The organism is Kitasatospora sp. NPDC127111 (genome assembly GCF_042677465.1).
GTDB lineage: Bacteria > Actinomycetota > Actinomycetes > Streptomycetales > Streptomycetaceae > Kitasatospora.
Genome location: NZ_JBHXTG010000033.1, coordinates 65,661 through 81,895, shown reverse-complemented (window position 1 = coordinate 81,895; position 16,235 = coordinate 65,661). Strand labels below are relative to the sequence as shown.

The 16,235-nt window shown below is 73.0% G+C and carries 15 protein-coding genes; 9 read left to right on the top strand and 6 right to left on the bottom strand.

Going from position 1 to position 16,235, the window contains the following annotated elements:
- Positions 1–257: 257 nt before the first annotated feature.
- The 3 genes from ACFVHB_RS21060 to ACFVHB_RS21050 are packed head-to-tail and all read right to left on the bottom strand — an operon-like array spanning position 258 to position 3,498.
- A complete protein-coding gene (locus ACFVHB_RS21060; protein WP_380324178.1) occupies positions 258–1,346 on the bottom strand; it encodes a threonine aldolase family protein in 1,089 nt (362 codons plus the stop codon).
- A complete protein-coding gene (locus ACFVHB_RS21055; protein ID WP_380324160.1) occupies positions 1,343–2,101 on the bottom strand; it encodes an SDR family NAD(P)-dependent oxidoreductase in 759 nt (252 codons plus the stop codon). The genes ACFVHB_RS21060 and ACFVHB_RS21055 overlap by 4 nt, the downstream gene beginning before the upstream one ends.
- Positions 2,098–3,498: a DUF6421 family protein gene (locus tag ACFVHB_RS21050; RefSeq protein WP_380324157.1), complete on the bottom strand. Its 1,401-nt coding sequence runs from the start codon at positions 3,496–3,498 to the stop codon at positions 2,098–2,100. Before ACFVHB_RS21050 ends, ACFVHB_RS21055 begins: the two co-directional genes overlap by 4 nt.
- 512 nt (positions 3,499–4,010) lie before the next feature.
- On the opposite strand from ACFVHB_RS21050, the gene ACFVHB_RS21045 reads away from it, so the two are divergent.
- The 5 genes from ACFVHB_RS21045 (at position 4,011) to ACFVHB_RS21025 (ending at position 8,569) form a co-directional block, all read left to right on the top strand.
- Positions 4,011–4,877 (top strand): ABC transporter substrate-binding protein, encoded by an 867-nt coding sequence (locus tag ACFVHB_RS21045; RefSeq protein WP_380324154.1) that lies wholly within the window; start codon positions 4,011–4,013, stop codon positions 4,875–4,877.
- Between the two features lie 11 nt (positions 4,878–4,888).
- Entirely contained in the window at positions 4,889–5,854 is a 966-nt protein-coding gene (locus ACFVHB_RS21040; protein WP_380324151.1) for an amino acid ABC transporter permease, read from the top strand.
- Complete coding sequence (locus tag ACFVHB_RS21035; RefSeq protein ID WP_380324148.1) at positions 5,851–6,654, top strand: amino acid ABC transporter ATP-binding protein; 804 nt, start codon at positions 5,851–5,853, stop codon at positions 6,652–6,654. The genes ACFVHB_RS21040 and ACFVHB_RS21035 overlap by 4 nt, the downstream gene beginning before the upstream one ends.
- A gap of 240 nt (positions 6,655–6,894) precedes the next feature.
- Entirely contained in the window at positions 6,895–7,479 is a 585-nt protein-coding gene (locus ACFVHB_RS21030) for a DUF5134 domain-containing protein (protein WP_380324145.1), read from the top strand.
- A gap of 142 nt (positions 7,480–7,621) precedes the next feature.
- The gene (locus tag ACFVHB_RS21025) at positions 7,622–8,569 is read left to right on the top strand and encodes a M56 family metallopeptidase (RefSeq protein WP_380324142.1); all 948 of its coding nucleotides are present in this window, start codon (positions 7,622–7,624) and stop codon (positions 8,567–8,569) included.
- A gap of 30 nt (positions 8,570–8,599) precedes the next feature.
- Here the strand turns inward: ACFVHB_RS21025 and ACFVHB_RS21020 are convergent, their stop codons facing one another.
- Entirely contained in the window at positions 8,600–9,031 is a 432-nt protein-coding gene (locus ACFVHB_RS21020) for a MarR family winged helix-turn-helix transcriptional regulator (RefSeq protein WP_380324139.1), read from the bottom strand.
- Positions 9,032–9,118: 87 nt separating this feature from the next.
- On the opposite strand from ACFVHB_RS21020, the gene ACFVHB_RS21015 reads away from it, so the two are divergent.
- Together ACFVHB_RS21015 and ACFVHB_RS21010 are read left to right on the top strand one after the other, a co-directional pair.
- Positions 9,119–10,633 carry an MFS transporter gene (locus tag ACFVHB_RS21015; RefSeq protein ID WP_380324136.1) on the top strand — a complete coding sequence of 505 codons (1,515 nt, stop codon included), beginning with the start codon at positions 9,119–9,121 and terminating at the stop codon, positions 10,631–10,633.
- Positions 10,634–10,851: 218 nt separating this feature from the next.
- On the top strand, positions 10,852–11,457 hold the full coding sequence (locus ACFVHB_RS21010; RefSeq protein WP_380324133.1) for a TetR/AcrR family transcriptional regulator: 606 nt from the start codon (positions 10,852–10,854) through the stop codon (positions 11,455–11,457).
- A gap of 55 nt (positions 11,458–11,512) precedes the next feature.
- On the opposite strand, the gene ACFVHB_RS21005 is transcribed toward ACFVHB_RS21010, so the two are convergent.
- Positions 11,513–12,379: a helix-turn-helix domain-containing protein gene (locus ACFVHB_RS21005; protein ID WP_380324130.1), complete on the bottom strand. Its 867-nt coding sequence runs from the start codon at positions 12,377–12,379 to the stop codon at positions 11,513–11,515.
- A gap of 417 nt (positions 12,380–12,796) precedes the next feature.
- On the opposite strand from ACFVHB_RS21005, the gene ACFVHB_RS21000 reads away from it, so the two are divergent.
- Positions 12,797–13,327: an ATP-binding protein gene (locus ACFVHB_RS21000; protein WP_380324127.1), complete on the top strand. Its 531-nt coding sequence runs from the start codon at positions 12,797–12,799 to the stop codon at positions 13,325–13,327.
- Between the two features lie 282 nt (positions 13,328–13,609).
- On the opposite strand, the gene ACFVHB_RS20995 is transcribed toward ACFVHB_RS21000, so the two are convergent.
- The gene (locus ACFVHB_RS20995; protein ID WP_380324124.1) at positions 13,610–13,864 is read right to left on the bottom strand and encodes a DUF397 domain-containing protein; all 255 of its coding nucleotides are present in this window, start codon (positions 13,862–13,864) and stop codon (positions 13,610–13,612) included.
- 514 nt (positions 13,865–14,378) lie between these two features.
- On the opposite strand from ACFVHB_RS20995, the gene ACFVHB_RS20990 reads away from it, so the two are divergent.
- Positions 14,379–15,305: a hypothetical protein gene (locus ACFVHB_RS20990; protein WP_380324121.1), complete on the top strand. Its 927-nt coding sequence runs from the start codon at positions 14,379–14,381 to the stop codon at positions 15,303–15,305.
- Positions 15,306–16,235 lie beyond the last annotated feature (930 nt).

Below are 16,235 nucleotides of genomic sequence, written 5' to 3'. Positions count from 1 at the left end.
CGCTGTTGAGTTCTCAAGGAACGGACACTTCCTTCGGACCGCCTTCCAGCGGGCCCTCCGGGCGCTTCGTTCTTTCGTGTTTCCAGCTTATCAGACGTTTTCCGCCCCGTTTTCCGGAGTTTCATTCATCGGATTCGCTTTCCGCTTGCCCCCGCTCTCTCGCGGCGACTCCGGAACTGTACGGGGCTCGGCCCGCCCCGTGCAAATCGTCCCGCCCTGCCGGAGCAGGACGGGACGATCCGTGGAGCGGGCACGCGTCAGGCGCGTCCCATCTCCTCCGCGATGGCGGCAGCGAAGGCGTCGATGTCCGCCTCCGTGGTGTCGAACGAACACATCCAGCGGACCTCGCCGGTGTGCTCGTTCCAGAAGTAGAAGCGGTAACGCTTCTGCAGTCGCTCGCTGACCTCGCGCGGAAGAATCGCGAAGACCGCGTTGGCCTGCACCGGGCGGACGATCGTCACGCCGTCGATGTCGCGGACCGCCGCCTCCAGCCGGCTGGCCATGGCGTTGGCGTGACCGGCGTTGCGCAGGTAGAGGTCGCCGGCGAGCAGCGCCTCGAACTGGACCGAGACGAAGCGCATCTTCGACGCGAGCTGCATCGAGGTCTTGCGCAGGTACTTGATGTTGCGGACCCGCTCGGGGTTCAGCACCACCACGGCCTCGCCGAAGAGCAGGCCGTTCTTCGTCCCGCCGTACGACAGCACGTCGACGCCGACGTCCGTCGTGAAGGCGCGCAGCGGCACGCCCAGCGAGGCGGCGGCGTTGGCCAGGCGCGAGCCGTCCACGTGCACGAGCATGCCGTGCTGGTGGGCGTGCTCGACGATGGCCCGGATCTCCTCGACGGTGTAGAGGGTGCCGAGCTCGGTGCTCTGGGTGATCGAGACCGCGAGCGGCTGCGCACGGTGCTCGTCGCCGAAGCCCCAGGCCTGCTGGTCGATGAGCTCGGGGGTGAGCTTGCCGTCCGGGGTGGGGACGGTGAGCAGCTTGATGCCGCCCATCTTCTCGGGGGCGCCGCCCTCGTCCACGTTGATGTGGGCGGACTCGGCGGCGATCACCGCGCCCCAGCGGGGCAGCAGGGCCTGCAGGGCGACGACGTTGGCGCCGGTGCCGTTGAAGACGGGGTACGCCTCGGCCTTCTCGCCGAGGTGGCGGCGGAAGACGTCCTGCAGGTGGGTGGTGTAGTCGTCCTCGCCGTAGGCGACCTGGTGGCCGCCGTTGGCCAGGGCTATGGCGGCGAGGACCTCGGGGTGCACGCCGGCGTAGTTGTCGCTGGCGAAGCCGCGGACGGCGGGGTCGTGCCGCCGTACCGCGTCCGTGCTGGGGGTGCCGGAGGTGGGCTCGGTCATCGGGCTGTCAGCCACAGGTGCTGTCCGTTCAGGTCTGCTGCGGGGCGGTCCCAGAGGCCCGCCAGGGATGCGGCGAGGTCGGCGGTGTCCGTGAAGCCGGTGAACTTCGCGTCCGGCTTCTCGGCCCGCATCTCGGGACTGACCAACGCCTTGATCACCAGGATCGCAGCCGCGGCGGTGGGCTCGCCGTCCTCGGCGGTGGTCTCCTTCTTGAAGGAGTCCGCCATGGCGAGCGTCCAGGCCTCGGTGGCGGCCTTGGCGGCCGCGTAGGCGGCGCCGCCGGCGGTCGGCTTGTGCGCGGCGGCGGCGGAGACCATGGCGTAGCGGCCGGACTCGCTGCGGACCAGGGCCGGCTGGAAGGCCAGCGAGGTGTGCTGGAGGGTCCGCACGACGGTGTCGTGCAGGAAGTCCCAGTCGTCGATCCGGGTGTCGAAGAAGGTCTTGCTGCCGCGCCAGCCGCCGACCAGGTGGAACAGGCCGTCGACGTGGCCGTGCTCGGCCTCCAGGTGGTCGGCCCAGTCGTGCACCTCCTGCGGGTCGAGCAGGTCGATGACCTGCCCGCTGACCCGCGCACCGGGGACGGCGACCCGCACGCTGTCGAGCGCCTTGTCGAGGCGCTGCGGGTCGATGTCGGCGCCGATCACCGTGGCGCCGTCGGCGGCGAGGCGGCGCAGGACGGCCTGGCCGGCCGGGCCGCTCGCTCCGGCGACGGCGATGACCTTGCCGGTGAGCGGCTTGTCGGTGGTGGTGGTCACGCGGCGACTCCCTTGATGCCGTTACCGGTGATGCCGGTGGTGGAGGCGATGACGCCGCTCAGCTTCTTGTTGAGGGCCTCGAAGAACATGCTCAGCGGGAACTCGTCCGGCAGCACCGCGTCGCACAGGGCCTTGTTCAGGGCCTTGCCGTCGGTGATGTCGAGCGGCAGCGCCTCGGGGCCCTTGGCCCAGGTGGAGGCCGGGTGCGGGGTGAGGTAGCGGGAGACCAGCTGGTAGGCGGCGATCCAGTGGGCCGGCTTCGGGCGGTCGATGCCCTCCCGGTAGAGGGTCTCGATCTCGCCGCAGAGCGCGTTGGTGACCTGCGGGGCGCGCTCCCAGTCGATGCTGAGGCGGTTGTCGCGCCAGCGCAGCGCGTCGTGCTTGTGCAGGTAGGCGAAGAGCAGCTGGCCGCCGAGGCCGTCGTAGTTGCGCACGCGGTCACCGCTGACCGGGAAGCGGAACATCCGGTCGAAGAGGATCGCGTACTGGACGTCGCGGGCGTGCTTGTTGCCCTCGGCCTCGAGCTTCACGGCCTCCTTGAAGGTCGTGAGGTCGCAGCGGAGCTCCTCCAGGCCGTACATCCAGAACGGGCTGCGCTGCTTGATCATGAAGGGGTCGAACGGCAGGTCGCCGTGGCTGTGGGTGCGGTCGTGCACGAGGTCCCACAGCACGAAGGTCTCCTGCGCGCGGTGCTGGTCCTGCAGCAGGCCCTCGGCGTCGGCCGGGATCTCCAGGCCGAGCTGCTGGACGGCGCTGGTGCTGACGGCGCGGAAGCGCGCGGCCTCGCGGTCGCAGAAGATGCCGCCCCAGGTGAAACGCTCCGGCGCCTTGCGCACGGCCACGGTCTCGGGGAAGAGGACGGCGGAGTTGGTGTCGTAGCCGGCCGTGAAGTCGGTGAAGGTGATCGGCACGAACATCGGGTTGTCGAAGCGGGTGCGCTCCAGCTCGGCCAGCCAGTCCGGCCAGACGACCTTCAGCAGGACGGCTTCCAGGTTGCGGTCCGGGTTGCCGTTCTGGGTGTACATCGGGAAGACGACCAGGTGCTCGAGGCCGTCCTCGCGCTGGTCGGCGGGCTGGAAGGCGAGCAGCGAGTCCAGGAAGTCGGGCTCCCGGTAGCCGGTGTCCGCCCACTTGGCCAGGTCCGCGTCGACGGCGGTGAGGTACTCGGCGTCATGCGGGAACAGCGGGGCGAGCTCCGCGACGGCGCCGCGGACGGTGGCGACCAGCGGGTCGACCGTGTGCCGCTGCACGGTGGCGAGGTCGATCGAGCCGTCCTTGGACTGGAGGGGGCGCAGGGCCTCGACGGCTTCCTTCAGGCGCAGCCAGGCCGGGTGGCCGGCGAGGTCGGAGACCGGAGCGTCGGCCGCCACAGCGAGCTTTGGCGAAAGATTCTGCATCGGGGACTCACTTCGACAGGAGGGTTTTCAACGAGACCACCATAAGTACGAAAGGTTCTCCTGTTCAAGGGGGGGCCGGCCGACAGATCTCCCGTGATCGGGGCCGACGACAGGACAACGGGCGGTGAACGACGGCCCAACGGCCGCGCCGGCGGCCGGATGTCCGACATGTGGACTGCTGTCTGGATGTTCTGGACAGACGCACCGTGGGGATGCGAACCTCCCGCCATGCTCCCGGCGGTGAACCTGGTGGCCCGGTGCCACGTCGACCTGCTCCGGGCGCCCTCGTGTTGTCACGCCTGCGGTGGTGCGCGCGGCCTCTGCCGCCGCTGCCGCTGATCCGGCTCGGGGGTGCCGCGGACGCGGCCCCGTACGCCGACCATGCCGCCTGTGTTCCGGCGCCGCCACCGGGGGGAAGTGACCCGCCTGGGTGCGGCCCCTCCCGGGCCCGGCCCGCGCCCCGCGCCGTTCCCTTCCCGCCCTGCCCGGTCCCTCCCTCCAGGAGCCCCGTCATGACCTCTCTCCGCAAGCCGTTCGCCGCTCTGCTGGTCGCCGCCGCCGCGCTGACCGCGTGCGCCCCGCAGGACAGCGCCTCCGACGCCGGTGCGACCGCGTCGGGGACGGCCGGCGGCTGCGCGCCGGGCGCGCTGGCCACCCGTACGGCGGGGACGCTGACCGTCGGCACCGACAAGCCGGCGTACGACCCGTGGTTCTCCGAGGACGCGCCGGAGAACGGGAAGGGCTTCGAGTCGGCGGTGGCGTACGCGGTGGCCGAGCGGCTGGGGTACCCGAAGGAGAAGGTGACCTGGGTGGTCGCGCCGTTCGGCAAGGCCACCGCTCCGGGGGCCAAGGACTTCGACTTCGACGTCAACCAGGTCTCGATCAGCGCCGAGCGCAAGCAGGCGGTGGACTTCTCCTCCGGCTACTACGACGTGCGGCAGGCGGTGATCGCGCTGAAGAGCTCCAAGGCGGCCTCCGCCAGGAGCATCGCCGACCTGAAGGGCGCCAAGCTGGGCGCCCAGGTCGGCACCACCAGCCTGGACGTGGTGACCGGCACGATCAGGCCGACCGTCCAGCCGGCCGTCTTCGACTCGAACGACCTGGCGAAGGCCGCCCTGAAGAACGGCCAGATCGAGGCCCTGGTGGTGGACCTGCCGACGGCGTTCTACATCACCGGCGCCGAGGTGACGGACGCCCAGGTGGTCGGCCAGTTCGAGGGCGCGGCGCAGGGCGAGCAGTTCGGGCTGGTGCTGGACAAGGGGTCCCGGCTCACCGGGTGCGTCAGCCGGGCGGTGGACGCGCTGCGGGCCGACGGCACGCTGGCGCGGCTGGAGAAGCAGTGGCTGTCCGACGCCGTCGCGGCGCCCGTGCTGAAGTGAGCGATCCCGCGATGAGCACGGATCCCGTGACGGGCACCGGCCCCACGACGAGTGCGGACCTCGCGAAGGGCACTGCCCCCGCGACGAGCACCCGCCCCCGGGCGGCGCTGCGCGAGGACGGGCCGGACGACGGCTACCGCCCGTCCGGGCGCCGGCTGGCGCACGAGGCGTACCGGCGGCGCCGGGCCCGCCGCTCGGCGCTGATCGCCGGGGTGTCGACCCTGGTGACGGCGGTGGCGCTGTACCTGGTGGTGGTCAACTCCCCCGGTTGGGAGGCGACCCGGAAGACGTTCTTCAACGCCGAGTACGCCCGCCAGGCGCTGCCCGAGGTGCTGAAGGGGCTGCGGATCAACCTGGAGCTGATGGTCGGTTGCGGCTCGCTGATCCTGGTCCTCGGCCTGTTGCTGGCGGTGCTGCGGACGCTGCGCGGGCCGGTGTTCCTGCCGGTGCGGCTGCTGGCCACGGCGTACGTGGACTTCTTCCTCGGCGTGCCGATGATCATCTGCCTGCTCGCCATGATCACCGGGGTGCCGGCGCTGCGCCTGACCGGCGTGACCACCGACCCGCTGCTGCTCGGCGGCGCCGCGCTGGTGCTGACGTACTCGGCGTACGTCTCCGAGGTGTTCCGCGCCGGCATCGAGTCGGTGCACCCGAGCCAGCGGGCGGCGGCCCGTTCGCTGGGGCTGAGCAACGCGCAGGCGATGCGGTACGTGGTGCTGCCGCAGGCGGTCCGCCGGGTGGTGCCGCCGTTGCTGAACAACCTGGTCAGCCTGCAGAAGGACACCGGCCTGGTGTCGATCGGCGGGGTGATCGACGCGGTGTACGCGGCGAAGATCATCACCGGCCGGTCGTTCAACTTCACCCCGTACGTGGTGGCGGCGCTGGTCTTCATCGTGCTGACCGTCCCGCTCACCCGGTTCACCGACTGGCTGACCCGGCGGATGAACCGGCGTCAGCACCAGGGAGGTGCGGTGTGACGACCTACGGAACGACGACCACCGGGGCGGCCGGCGGGGCGGCGGCCCGCCCCGACGTGCTGCGGCTGGAGTCGGTGCGCAAGACCTTCGGCGGCCAGGTGGTGCTGCGCGACGTGGGCCTCGCGGTGCCCGAGCACTCGGTGACGGCGCTGATCGGGGCGTCCGGCTCCGGCAAGTCCACGCTGCTGCGGTGCGCCAACCTGCTGGAGCGGATCGACGACGGCGCGGTCTACCTGGACGGCGAGGAGATCACCGACCCGCGCACCGACGAGGACGCCGTCCGGCGCCGGATCGGCGTGGTGTTCCAGTCGTACAACCTGTTCCCGCACATGACGGTGCTGGAGAACGTCACGCTCGCGCCGCGCCGGGTGCACGGCGTCCCCCGGGCCGAGGCCGAGGCCGCGGCCCTGGCGCTGCTGGAGCGGCTCGGCCTGGCGGCGAAGGCGAGGGAGTACCCGGACCGGCTCTCCGGCGGCCAGCAGCAGCGCGTCGCCATCGCCCGGGCGCTGGCCACCGGGCCGCGGCTGCTGCTGCTCGACGAGATCACCGCGGCGCTGGACCCGGTCCTGGTGGGCGAGGTGCTCGCGGTGGTGCGGGACCTCAAGGAGCAGGGCATGACGATGGTCATCTCCACCCACGAGATGGGCTTCGCCCGGGAGGTGGCCGACCAGGTGTGCTTCCTGGACGCCGGCGTGGTGCTCGAACAGGGCCCGCCGGAGCAGGTGTTCGGCGATCCGCGGCACGAGCGGACCAGGCACTTCCTGAGCCGGGTGGTCGCCTCCGGGCGGCTCAACCCGTAGGGCCCGTCCGGCGGCTGCCGGACGGGCCCGGCCCCGGAAGCCCGCGGAACCCGCGGCTCGGTAGGCCCGGGGCCCCCTCGGCCCGCGGCTCCGTAGGCCCGCGACCCGGTGCACGGGTGCCCACCGGAGGGGTTCACTCCGATGGGCACCACCGTGCGCCCCCGTGCGCGCCCTGCTGCGCGCGGCCCCGAGCGGTGATCGTGGACGGTACGCCCGTCCGCGCCGCCCGGGAGGCCGCCGTTGCACGGACCAGTCCTGGTCAGCTGGCTGCTGGCCGCCCTCACCGCGGCCGTCGGCGGCTACTGCCTCAGCCGGCTGCGCCGCTCCCCGTGCACCGACCACGCCCCGGGCCGCGGGGCCACGTCCCCGCACGCCCACGAGTCGGACGCCGCCGAGGCGTTGATGGGGTTCGGGATGGCGGCGATGGCCGTCTCCGGGAGCACCGTGCCGGCCGCCGTCTGGGCCTGGTTGTTCGGCGCCCCGGCCGTGGTCTTCCTGCTGGCCGCGGCCAGCGGTCCGGCCCACCGGGCGCACCGGCTGCACCACGCCGTGGGCGGGCTCGCGATGACCTACACGGCGCTGGCGATGGGCGCCGGATCCGGGCACGGCCACCACCACCCGGCCGGCGCGGGGGCCCCGCTGCTGACCGGCGCGCTGCTGCTGTACTTCGGCGGCTACTCGCTCTGGACGGGGGTCCGGCTGCTGGGCGCCCCGGGCGGCGGCGCGCCGGCCGCCGCGGGCCTGCCGCCGGCCACCGCGGGGCTGCCGCGGGCCTGCCGGCTGTCGATGGGCATCGGCATGTTCGCGATGCTCCTGACGATGTGACGGGGGCCGGTTTCGCACGGTGCGTGGCGTTGGTCACTGGGTGCCCGAAAGTGGCCGAAAGCCGTTCCACCGGGCGGCCCCACCGCTTAGGTTGGCAGGGAGCGCGCTGCCGCGTTCCGTGCGTACTCGGGGAGCCCATGCCATGACGGCCCTGCTCGGCCTGCTGCTGCTCGGACTGCTGCTCTCGACCGTGGCGCCCCGGCTGCTGGCCCGGGCCCGCTGGGTCGAGCGTGAACCCGTGCTGGCCCTGCTGGTCTGGCAGTGCCTGGTGGTGGCCGTGCTGCTGTGCTGCGCACTGAGCCTGGTCCTGGCCGCCTCGGCCGCCCTGCCGGAGCTGCGGGCGCTGCTGTTCTCCGGTGCGCCGCACGGCGTGGAGGCCGCGTACGGGTTGCAGGGCGCCGAGGGCTGGGGGCGGCTGTGCGCCGCGGTGCTGGCGGCGGGCGGGCTGCAGACCGTGCTGGCGCTGACCCGCGAGGTCCGCTCGGCGAAGGCGCTGCGTGACCGGCGTCATGCCCAACTGGCACGCCGAGCACCCGAATTGCCGGAGTCGATCGGCAGCCTGCGGAGCCGCCGGGAGCGGCTGGTGGTGCTGGAGAACGTCCGCCCGGAGGCGTGGTCGCTGCCGGGGCACAACTCCCGTCTGGTGGTCACCACCGGGGCCCTCCAGCAGTTGACGGACCGCGAACTGGCGGCGGTCCTGAGCCATGAGCGCGGGCACGTCCGGGCCCGGCACCACTGGCTGTCGCAGTGCTCCCAGGCGCTCGCCTCGGGCTTCCCCGGGGTCGGCGTCTTCAGCGCCTTCCGGGACCAGGTGGGCGAGCTGGTGGAGCTGGCCGCGGACGACCGGGCGGCGCGCCGGCACGGGCGGCACACGACCGCCCTCGCGCTGGCCGAACTCAACCTGGGGAGCGGGGTGTTCGGCTCCTGCCCGCCCGGTCAGGCGCAGTCGCCGAAGCGGGTGGACCGGCTGCTCGCCGGACGGCCGCGGCTGCCGGTGACGCACCGGCTGCGGCTCACCGTGGCGGCGCTGGCCGCCCCGGCCGCCGCCGTCCTGCTGGCCGCCGCGCCGGGGCTCTCGACGCTGTTCTGACCGGCCCGGCGACCCGCCGGGGGCGAGCCCTCAGCGGGACCCGGCGCAGCCACCCTCCAGCGGGCCACCGAGCGTCAGCGCGAGCACCTCGCGGTGCAGCGGGCGGGCCTCGGCGTAACGGCGGCAGCCCTCCTCGGTCAAGGCGACCTGGATGCCGCGCCGGTCGTTCGCGCACATCGCGCGGGTGACCAGACCGGCCTTCTCCAGCCGGCCGATCAGCCGGGAGAGCGCGCTCTGGCTCAGGTGCACGGTGTCGGCGAGTTCCTGCACCCGCAGGATGTGCGAGTTGTCGGCGTTGCGCACCTCGACCAGGCGTTCCAGCACCTCGAACTCGCTCATGCCGAGCCCGTGCTTCTCGCCCAGCTCACGGTCGAGCAGGCAGGTGGTGGCGGCATGCCGGGCCAGCAGGTCACGCCAGGACGCGACCAGCGCCGCATCCGCGTCGGAGTCGAGTTCAGCCACGGCGCCACGCTACCACATGCGCATGAAACTTATGTGTCCACATTTAATTCATTTGCATTGAATGCACGTGCATGTAGTGTCCTCCCCATGACCACCGCGACCACCGCTCCGACTGACGACTCATCAACCGGCGGGCTGCACTGGACTCCCCGCCTCTGGGGCACGCTGATCGTGCTCTGCGCCGCGATGTTCCTGGACGCCCTGGACGTCTCCATGGTGGGCGTCGCCCTGCCGTCCATCGGCTCCGAGCTCCACCTCTCCACCTCCACCCTGCAGTGGGTGGTCTCCGGCTACGTCCTCGGCTACGGCGGCCTGCTGCTGCTCGGCGGACGCGCCGCCGACCTGCTCGGCCGCCGCCGGGTCTTCCTGGTCGCCCTCGCCGTCTTCGCCGCCGCCTCGCTGCTCGGCGGCCTGGTCGACGACGGCGGCCTGCTGATCGCCGCCCGCTTCCTGAAGGGCGTCGCCGCGGCCTTCACCGCGCCGGCCGGCCTGTCGATCATCACCACCACCTTCGCCGAGGGCCCGGCCCGCAACCGGGCCCTGTCGATCTACACCACCTGCGGCGCCAGCGGCTTCTCGCTCGGCCTGGTGCTCAGCGGCCTGCTCACCTCGGTCGGCTGGCGCTGGACCTTCCTGATGCCCGTTCCGGTCGCCCTGCTGGCCCTGGCCTTCGCCGTCCGGCTGCTCCCCCGGCCCACCGAGGAGCGGGCCAAGGGCGGGTACGACGTGCTGGGCGCGATCACCGGCACGGCCGCCGTCCTGCTGCTGGTCTTCACCGTCACCGAGGCGCAGGGCGCCGGCTGGGCGAGCCTGCGCACCCTCGGCTCGCTGGCCGTGGTGGCCGCGCTGATCGCCGCCTTCCTGGTGGTCGAGAGCCGCACCGCGCACCCGCTGGTCCGGCTCGGCATCTTCCGCAACGGCTCGGTGGCCCGGGCCAACCTGATCGCGTTCGTGATCTTCGGCTCGTACGCGGGCTTCCAGTTCATCGTCACGCTCTACCTGCAGCGACTGCTCGGCTGGTCGGCCCTGGAGATGGCGCTCGGCCTGCTGCCGGCCGGCGCCCTGGTCGCCCTGTCGGCGACCCGGATGGGGGCGATCGTGGACCGCTTCGGCACCGGGCGGCTGCTGCCGATCGGCGTGCTGGCGCTGGTGCTCGGCTACGCCGTCTTCCTGCGACTGGACGAGCACAGCTCGTACCCGGCGCTGGTGCTCCCCAGCATGGTCCTGCTCGGGATCGGCTTCGCGCTCGCCTTCCCGTCCGTGAACATCGCCGCCACCGCCGGAGTCGCCGACGAGGAGCAGGGGCTCGCCTCGGGCCTGGTCAACACGGCCTTCCAGGTCGGCAGTGCGATCGTGCTGGCCGTGGCCACGGCGGTGATCACCGCCGGCAGCGGCGGCGGCGAGAGCGCCTCCGCCCAGCTGGACGGCTACCGGCCGGCGCTGGTCCTGGTCACCGCGGTCGCGCTGGTCGGCTTCGTGGTCGCCGCGGTGGGCGCCGTGCTCGACCGGCGGAAGAAGGCAACTCCCGTGCCGGTGCCGGACTATGATTATGCGTCAGTCGACCTGGCCGATCGGCGGGGCGAGATGCTGACCAAGCGCTGACGGGCTCCGGGACCGACCCCTCGTCCCCGGGCGGGCGCCGGCTCCACCAAACCCCCGTGTTGGTGGAGCCGGCGTCTCCGTACGAACCGGCCCGGCTTCTCCCGCCGCGCGCGGGGATTCCCGGTCCGGCCGCTCGCCCCGTCAGTATATTGGCCGGGAGCCAACGGATGTACGGAGCAGACACGATGGCACCTCGCGGGGATTCGGTCAATGAGGAGATGCGTCAACGCTCCCGCCGGCGCATCATGCGAGCCACCGTCGAACTGGTCGACCAGCACGGCTACGCCGGCACCACCCTGACCGACATCGCCGAACGGGCCGGGCTCGCCCGCGGCCTGCTCTCCTACTACTTCGACGGCAAACGGCTGCTGATGCAGTCCGCCACCCACCGGCTGATGCACCAGGCGCTCTCGGAGGCGCTGGGCGAACTCGCCCCGGAGGCCTCGCCCGAGGCCCGGCTGGCCCGGGCGATCGACACGGTGCTGGGGCTGGCGATGGACCACCCGCGGGTGATGCGCTCGCACCTGGCGCTGATCCTCGACCCGGACACCGGCGCGTTCGTGCAGGACCCGGAGCAGCGGCAGCTCGGTGCGATCCTCCAGGGACTGCTGCGCGACTGGGGCGCACCGGACCCGGTCGCCGAGCACGCGGTGCTGCGCAGCGCGCTGATGGGCGGCTGCATCGGGGTGCTGCTGCCGGGCGTCGAGCTGCCGCTGGCCCCGATCCGGGCCGACCTGTTCCGCCGCTACGACCTGGACTGGCGGCTGGGCCGGCCGCCGCAGCCGCTCCCGCCGGAACGCGAACGGCCGCCGGAACGCGGCTGAGCGCGGTCCCGGCGGCCGTGCGCGTCGCGGCGCCGGCGTGGTGGCGCCGGCGGGGTCAGCGCTCCTTGAGGATCGACGACAGCAGGTCGATGGTGCGCTCGGGCGTCAGGCTGTCCACGCAGAGCCGCTCCATGACCTGGATGTACGCGTCCACGTCGTCCCGCTTGTCGAGGTAGAGCGCGCTGGTGAGCTGCTCCAGGTAGACGACGTCGGCGAGGTCCTGCTCGGGGAAGCGCAGGATGGTGAAGGCCCCGGACTCCCCGGCGTGCGCGCCGAAGCGGAACGGCATCACCTGGATCACCACGTTGGACTCCTCGGCGGCGTCGATCAGGTACTGCACCTGACCGCGCATCACCTTGGGCCCGCCGACCGGGCGGCGCAGCGCGGCCTCGTCGATGACGGCCCAGAGCCGGGGGCTGCTGCCCTCGGTGAGCAGCTTCTGGCGGCGCAGCCGCAGGCTGACCCGGCGCTCGACCTCCTCCTCACTGATCACCGGCCGGCTCTGGCCGAAAACCGCCCGGGCGTACTCCTCGGACTGCAGCAGGCCGGGGATGAACTGGACCTCGTAGGTGCGGATCAGTGCGGCGGCCTCCTCCAGGCCGACGTAGGTCTGGAACCAGCCCGGGAGCACGTCGTTGAAGCTGTGCCACCAGCCGGACTTGTTGGCCTCGCGGACCAGGCCGAGCAGCGCCTCGCGCTCGGCACCGTCGTCCACGCCGTAGAGGCTGAGCAGGTCGGCGACGTCGCGCTCCTTGAAGCTGACGCGGCCGAGCTCCATGCGGCTGATCTTGGACTCGGAGGCGCGGATCGCGTAGCCCGCGTCCTCGCGCGTGATGCCGCGCGCCTCGCGCAGCCGGCGCAACTGGGAGCCGAGGAGGATCCGGCGGACCATCGAGCCGCCGCCCGGCTGAACTGTGGTCATGCGGTCGAAACCTCCACCTAGGGCAAACAGCGCACAGTCTGCCATCAGTTGAGCGCTCACGGTGCCGATACTGACGGATGTTCCTATCAGTTCTGCACCCCGCACACCAGGATGCACGTGCATTCGGCGTTTGCATATGCCATTTGAACGACTGCACGTGAATCGACTCTTGCATCTGCAGTGAGCGCAGAGGACCATGGTGCACGTGCACCTGCACATCCCTGGCAATCCCGCGGGCTCCGCGTCGACCCCACGCGCGACTCCGCGCACCAGCCCGGCAGCGCCCCCGCGCCACCGGGCGCTCGTGTGCGCGCGCGCCTGGTCGAGGGGGCGGCCGCGCGGCCGAGCGAGTCGGAGGTGACCGGCATGACCCCGGCGGGTCCAGCCGTGTCCGCCCCCTTATGGGAGGAGCTCTTCATGAGCACGGGTACGGCCTTGGCAGTCGATCCCCATGTGGTCACCTGTACGCTCGCCCCTCGCTTCGAAGCCGTCAGAACCGCGCGCGACTTCGCCAGAACCGCTCTTCAGCGCTGGGGGCTGGGCGAGCTGTTCGACGATGTCGCGCTGGTGGCCTCGGAGTTGGTGACCAACGCCCTGCGGCACGCCATCGGCGCGTGCCCCGGTGCGGCGGGCGGCGCGCTCGACGACTACGACTTTCCCACCCAGCCGTCGTCCGATGCACGGCTGCCGATCCGCATAAGCCTGGTGCACCGGGCCCCGCAGGTGGTGTGCGCGGTCAGCGACCCCAGCAGCACCGGGCCGGTGGCCCGGGAGGCGGACTTCGTGGCCGAGTCGGGGCGCGGACTGCACCTGGTGGACTCGTTCAGCCACTCCTGGGGCTGGCACCCGCTGGGCGGCGGCAAGGTGGTCTGGGCCCTGTTCGAGGCGGCGGCGGACACGGCGGACGCGGCTCCCGGACTCGGCGGCCGGCACCGACGCTCGGCCTGACCACGGGGCGACCGGCACCACCACGGGCCGGCGGGACGGCAGGAACACCGTCCGGAGCGCACCACGACTCCCGGACGACCACGGCGCACAGCCACGGCACCACGACGGCGGCGGACCGGCGACCCTCGGGCAGCGGGCACCGGTGACCCCCTCGGCGGGGCCGCGCGACCACGGCGGCGGGCCGCGGGGCCGCGCACGCGGCGGCGGGCCGCGGACGAGACATTAAAGGCCGTCGTGGTGTCAGCACCCACGACGGCCCCCCGATGGCGAAGGCGCGGCCGGTCAGACCGCCAGGTGGTCGAACTCCCCGTCCTTGGCCCCCAGCAGCAGCGCCGCGATCTCGGCCCGGGTGTAGATCAGCGCCGGACCGTCCGGGAAGCGCGAGTTGCGCATCGCCACCTCGCCCCCCGGGAGGGCGGCGAACTCGACGCAGTTGCCCTGAGAGTTGCTGTGCAGGCTCTTCTGCCAGACCACGTCCTTGAGGTCCGCAGCCGCCATCCCGTTGTACGGGCCGCCCGTGTCGTAACTGTCGTGCATAGAAATCTCCCGAAGAGCTCCGGAGTGGTCGTCCAGCTCAGCGCCCCGGCCCTCAGCCGAACGAAAGGGGCCGGCCCCGTACCGGCCCGGCACAACGCCTCACTTGACGTGATGATAGCTCCAGTGCACGTGCATCAGCACGGGACGTTGCAGGTGCACGGGTCGTTCGCCGCCAAACCGCAACTCTTCACGACTCGGACACCTGACGGTACGCAAGCGGACAAAGCCGACCGAACCGGCAGGTCCGCGATAACGGCCCGTAGGCGACCCCCCGCTGAATGTTGATCTTCGAACGCCGGGAGTCGCGCCGCCGTGACCCTCCGTCAGACGACGCCCGGCCTGTGAGACATCTCACGCGGGACGCGTGCAACGCGCCAGTCTGTTCGACACGTTGAAGAAGCTGTTTCGGCCACGCGGAGATTTGGCAGAATTTGTCCGGTTTTCGGGCGGGCCACCCACCCCGGTTCGGTAGCCGACTTAAGGCCGGGCGGCCCGATGTCCTACGATCTCCGCCATGAGCACCGCAGCCATCCCGGGCGCGCCACTGCCCGTCCGCACCCCAGGCTCCCGTGCGCGGGGGCGCCACCGCCGCCCCGAGCGCCCCGAGATCCCGGCCGGATCCCCGGCCCTGGTGCTCGCGGTGCCCGCGCCCGCCGGGCCCGAGTCCCGCTCCGTCGTCGAGGAACTGCTCTCGATCGTACGCAGCGAACAGAACGGCGTGCAGACGGCGGCCGGCTACCTCCCGGGCGACGAGACCGAGGGCGCCTCCGCCGGTGACGAGCACACCGTCGCCGAGCTGCTCGCGCACGCCGCCGAGGCCGGCCTGCCCGCGCCGGTCGTGGTCCCGCTGGTCCCCGGACCGCACGGCTTCCTGGCCGGGCTGCACGAGCTCGCCGCCGAGTACGGCGCGCTGGTGACCGACGCGCTGGGCCCGCACCCGCTGCTGGCCGAGGCCGTCCACGTCCGCCTCTCCGAGGCCGGGCTGGCCCGGGCCGACCGCGCCCGCCTGTTCGCCATCGCCACGGCCGCGGACGGCGTCGTGCTCACCACCGTCGGCGGCCAGGACGCGGCCGACGCCGCCGGCATCACCGGCATGCTGCTGGCCGCCCGGCTCGCCGTGCCGGTCGTCGCCGCCGCGCTCGACGTGCCCGGCTCGGTGGCCGACGCCGTCGCCCACCTCAAGGAGATGGGCTCCCAGAACCCGGCGCTGGCCCCGCTGGTGATCGGCCCCGAGGCCGACTCCGAGCTGCTCGCCACCGCCGCCGAGGAGAGCGGCTGCCCGTCGGCCGCGCCGCTGGGCGCGTACCCGGCCGTGGGCCAGCTGATCGCCTCCACCTACCTGGCCGTGCTGCCGGCCGTCGACCCCGGGGCGCAGGCCGAGGAGGCCGCCGCCGAGGAGGGCGCCGGCGAGTCCGGCGGCGGGCGGCACGCCGCCCAGTAGCGGAGCCGCACCAGACCGTCCGAAGGGGCCCGGAACGCATCCGTTCCGGGCCCCTTCGCGCCGTCCGCGGGCCCTACCGCCCGGCGGGGCTTCCCGCTCTCCTTCGTCCCGGCGCGCGGGCCGACCCGGCGCAGGGCGGCGTGCCGGGCGTCGGCGTGCCGGGAGCCGGTGATGTGGACGGGGGCGCGGCCCTCGGCGCCGCCCTCGACCCGGACGTCGCGGGTCGGGTTGAGTGCCTCGGCGCCGACGGTGACGCCCCCTCCGGCGGAGACCCGCGGGTGGGCGTACCCGGGCGGCGCCTCCGGGGTGACGGTGGATCCGCTGACGGACCGGACGACGGCCGGGTCGTAGCGGGTGGAGGAGCCGCCATCGTTCGGCGGGCCGGTCGGGGGCGGTCGGGGTGACGGCCAGTTCGTCGCCCGGTCGCCAACCGGCGGGCGGGGCGGCCGGGCTGACGGTGGTGTCGCCGGAGCAGCTCGCCGGCCGCGCGGTTCCGGGCGGTTCCGGGCGGTGCGGACGGCGCCGTCCAGCCGCGGATAGCCGGCGCCGTGCCCCAGAGGCCGACGTCGGTGTCGGCCGCCTTCATGCCGTCGCCCTGGAACCGCTTCTCGTCGACGGACGGGAACCGCACGGTGTGCACGGCGGCGCCGTCGGGGGCGAGGGCCAGGCAGCCGCGGATCTCGACGTTGCCGGCCGAGGCGAGGGTGTGGGCGCGGTCGGCGGCGAAGAGCAGCGTGCCGCCGGGCTCGACCAGCAGGGAGGCGAGGCGACGGCGGTGTCGGTGTCGGTGTCGGTGTCGAGCACCAGCTCGTCGCTGATCCGCACGGCGCCCTGCGGGCCGGGCGCCCCAGCCGACCGCGGAGCGCCGCGAAGACCGCGCCGACGGCGAGCCAGCGCGGCATTGTGCGGTGTCTTACGGGAGTTCGGGAT